The sequence below is a fragment of the Lapidilactobacillus luobeiensis genome (assembly GCF_024345205.1).
In the GTDB taxonomy this organism is placed as follows: domain Bacteria; phylum Bacillota; class Bacilli; order Lactobacillales; family Lactobacillaceae; genus Lapidilactobacillus; species Lapidilactobacillus luobeiensis.
On record NZ_BROC01000056.1, the window covers coordinates 1 to 3349 of the forward strand.

The 3349-nt window shown below is 45.7% G+C and carries 4 protein-coding genes; 2 read left to right on the top strand and 2 right to left on the bottom strand.

The window, feature by feature from the left end; translation table 11 throughout:
• The first annotated feature begins 103 nt into the window (after positions 1–103).
• A complete protein-coding gene (locus OCU21_RS11190; RefSeq protein WP_261807479.1) occupies positions 104–391 on the top strand; it encodes a hypothetical protein in 288 nt (95 codons plus the stop codon).
• Between the two features lie 314 nt (positions 392–705).
• Here the strand turns inward: OCU21_RS11190 and OCU21_RS11195 are convergent, their stop codons facing one another.
• Positions 706–993 carry a DUF7994 family protein gene (locus OCU21_RS11195; protein WP_261807480.1) on the bottom strand — a complete coding sequence of 96 codons (288 nt, stop codon included), beginning with the start codon at positions 991–993 and terminating at the stop codon, positions 706–708.
• A gap of 404 nt (positions 994–1397) precedes the next feature.
• Positions 1398–2390: an NAD-dependent epimerase/dehydratase family protein gene (locus tag OCU21_RS11200; RefSeq protein WP_261807482.1), complete on the bottom strand. Its 993-nt coding sequence runs from the start codon at positions 2388–2390 to the stop codon at positions 1398–1400.
• Between the two features lie 107 nt (positions 2391–2497).
• On the opposite strand from OCU21_RS11200, the gene OCU21_RS11205 reads away from it, so the two are divergent.
• Positions 2498–3142, top strand: coding sequence for a TetR/AcrR family transcriptional regulator (locus tag OCU21_RS11205; RefSeq protein WP_261807481.1), 645 nt, complete (start codon positions 2498–2500; stop codon positions 3140–3142).
• The last annotated feature ends 207 nt before the right edge of the window (positions 3143–3349 follow it).

A 3349-nucleotide genomic window follows, 5' to 3' on the forward strand; every position in this document is an offset into this window, starting at 1 on the left:
TTATCCACCCGCATAGCGGGTGGTTTTTTGTTTCGCGCGCTTCGCGGGCTCAACTGGGTCTAAAGACACTAATAAAAGCAATCACCTAGCCACTAACGAATATTTGAATTATCATCAATCGCTTTTCGAGCTGAACAACCAGCAACACGTGATCCTAACCGAGGAACACCTATTAACATTTGCTTTGACGCTGATCCATGAATATTTCGACCGCCATTTGACCACAGCAGAAGTCGTCGACCACTCAACGATCTTCCCCGTCGCCGGCACCGAATTTTCAGGCCCGATCAAAGCCTCCACCAGCAAAGAAGCCCCCCGGATCGGCTTTTATTTCCAAACCAACCACAAATGGATCCCCGTCGCCGACCCCAACAACTTCGGAAATGATTAAATCAGAGTGTAAGCCACCCCGGTCAGCTTCTGAGCATTAACCTAGTCAGGATTTTGGAGGCGCTCCCTGCCTCCGGAAGCCTGACGTAGTTAAGCACAAGAAGCTGGGGTGGCGAACACACTCAACACAAATTGTGATGCTGGCGAATCTATTTCAGCAACTCACTCATGAGCTCAAAACTGGCGCGGAAGAAATTTCACTTCCGCGCCAGTTTTATCTGACTAAGGCAACCTATTTTTGTGTAGACAAATAGAGAAAGTTGGTGCTTACAACTTTCTCGACTTGTCCGTTTTCATTAAGTATACTGCGTCTAATTATAGTGTGATCATTTCCCCGACCTTGACGACGCTATACAAGATCGTAATCAAGCCCAAATAAAAAACGAGCTGTTCCCCAGTAAGTTGATGTCCTTGGCCCCGTTGTTTGAAACGATAGCGATCTTGAAAGCCCGATACTATGAAAAAAATGCCCAGAATAAGCATCCACACAACATTTATCCACTCATTCCAAGTCTCGGACAGCGGCGAATAACTAAAAATAACGGTGATCAACAGCATGAATACGGCCACCACCGCTAAAACTCGACGACTCTTTAGAGCCATGATCTCACCTCATTTGATTGTTAAAAAGATCGATCCTAAAGAAGCTTTAACTACATTGCGCTTTACTGGTCAAGTGACCTATTTATCGCTGTAAATTTAAAATAGTTTCACTCGCGATCAGCGCACAAGACCGATAAGTACAATGTAATCGATTACAAGCTAATCATAGCACCTTCGTCTCCGTGAATCAATCACAAGTAAACCAAAAGGCTAATCACCGGGCGCCTTTTCGACAGAGATTGGGGCTATCACAGCATTAAAAATCATGGCCGCTTGAGCAACCATTAACACCAGCGTATTTGTTGGTCATTGAACTGATTTTCCATCCACTTCCGCTTTAGCGAGAATACTTGTCGGTGATCTCATTAGCGGAAACCACCCTCGCCGTTCTTTTTTAGTTACCCTTATTTCACTAAACCCAACTCGATCAGAGCAGTGGCCGCATCAATAACCGTCTGCTCAGGCTCGTGTTGCGTCCAACCTAACTCAGATTCTGCGGCATGTGTGGTGTGCCGCGCCCGTCGAGCCAGCATTGGAACTAACGCGCGCAGATCGGGCACAAAGCGTGCGACTGTTCTCGTTAGCCAGTTTGGCATGACGCGAACTTTTATTTTCAACTCTGGAAACGTGGTTTGGTAGAGCTTGGCGATCGCGCTCATCGTCAATTCCTGTGACGCCGCCAAATATCGTTTGTCCTTAGCCAAATCATTTTCAAAAGCCAAGCGGTGGAGCGCGGCCAAATCACGAACATCACTGATCTCCATAGGCACTTGCGGGATCGCCGGCTGTCCTTTCAAAAGCCGTAGTAAAATCTCATTAGAGCTCATCGTTTTCTCGTTCATCGCTGGTCCAAAAATCGCTCCGGGAAGAATCGTAGTCAACGCTAACTCGTTTTCTCGGGCAAATGCCCATGCTGCGCGTTCTGATTCAACTTTTGAGATTCGATAAGGATCTAGATCGGGATTACGAAGATCCGTCCAAAATGACTCATCTAACAAAGCGGCCTTGCCAGTTTCAGGCGTTGAGGCCGCCTCTGAACTCGTCATCACGACCCGATCAACACCTGCCGCCTTGGCCGCGCGTAAAACATTCAGCGCGCCGTTTTTCGCAACCGCGACCAATTCTGCGGTGGTTTCTGTGCCGTGTCCCAAGGGGGAGGCAACATGAATGACCCCATCGCTACCTTTGATCCCCTCTACCCAACCGGCGGCCTTCGTTAAGTCCGCTTCAAAGAAGGAAAGTCGCGCGATTTTATCTGGCGAAAGATATTTTTGGAGTTCTTGTTTGACCAAATCAGCTTTTGCTAACGAACGAACACTTGTTGCGACTTGATAATCGTGATCCAAAAAATCTTTGATCACCCAACTGGCCACAAAACCAGTCCCACCTGTGACGATTACTTTTTTTCATTATCTAACCTCGCTGTTTTTAAATTAGACAAATAATACAACTAATTGTCTAATTTGTAAATATGGTTTATAATGTTTTTTAGGAGGAAGCAATCATGAATACAAAAGAAGCCCTATCCATTCGCTTAAACCACGTGATTTTGATCAATGGTTTTCAGAAATTATCTATGTCAAAGCTAGCCCAGGCTATCAATGTCAGTCGGGCGACGCTTTATATTTATTTCAAAAACAAAGACGAGATCGTCGGCGCGGTCGTTGAACGTCAGCTCAACTTTATCCAAAAAAATCCTGTTCCTGATCATTTTGCAGCCGGTGACTTTCCAAATACGCTCTTGAATTCGCTGCTTTTATTCGGCGCGACGACGGTTACGTTCACCAACGAATTAAAGGCCTATTATCCCGAACGCTATGCCAAGTTCGTCAACGCCCATGATCAATATTTCGCTGATTTAGAGAATTATTATCGGCTTGCGCAAGATCACGATTTCATTGATCCAAGCTTCCAACCAGATTTTCTACTCTTCCAAAATCGCACTGGCGTCCAAGCGATCCTTACTGCAGTCCAGACGAAAGAAATCGAAATCGGCAGAGCAGAAATTTATTTAAAGGATCTATTTATTTTGCAATTGATTGGTTTTTTGACTGCTGACGCTAAAAAGGTGGTTGATACAACAACTGTGCAGCCTTTTATTGATAAGATCCTGATTGAATTTCGAGCAACCTATTCCCAGATCGGTTGATACGGTAGTTTCAATGTTTTGTGTGTCACTTTGGCTATTTGGACAAGTTCGCTGTACTTCTATATCTTGACCATCACTTCCACTGTGCGGTTCGGGGTGAAATCACTGTGGCAACTATCCCTTTTCAATGTTGGCCGCGGTCTGCGTTGCGTGTGGCGGGTGAGCTCGCTGTGGGCGCTGTTTTAAGCCTCGCTTTGCGAGTCTTAA

What these genes read in the sequence shown, in the direction of transcription:
- OCU21_RS11195 (WP_261807480.1), bottom strand. Translation starts at nt 993, where the DNA reads ATGGCTCTAAAGAGTCGTCGAGTTTTAGCGGTGGTGGCCGTATTCATG.
- OCU21_RS11205 (WP_261807481.1), top strand. Translation starts at nt 2,498, where the DNA reads ATGAATACAAAAGAAGCCCTATCCATTCGCTTAAACCACGTGATTTTG.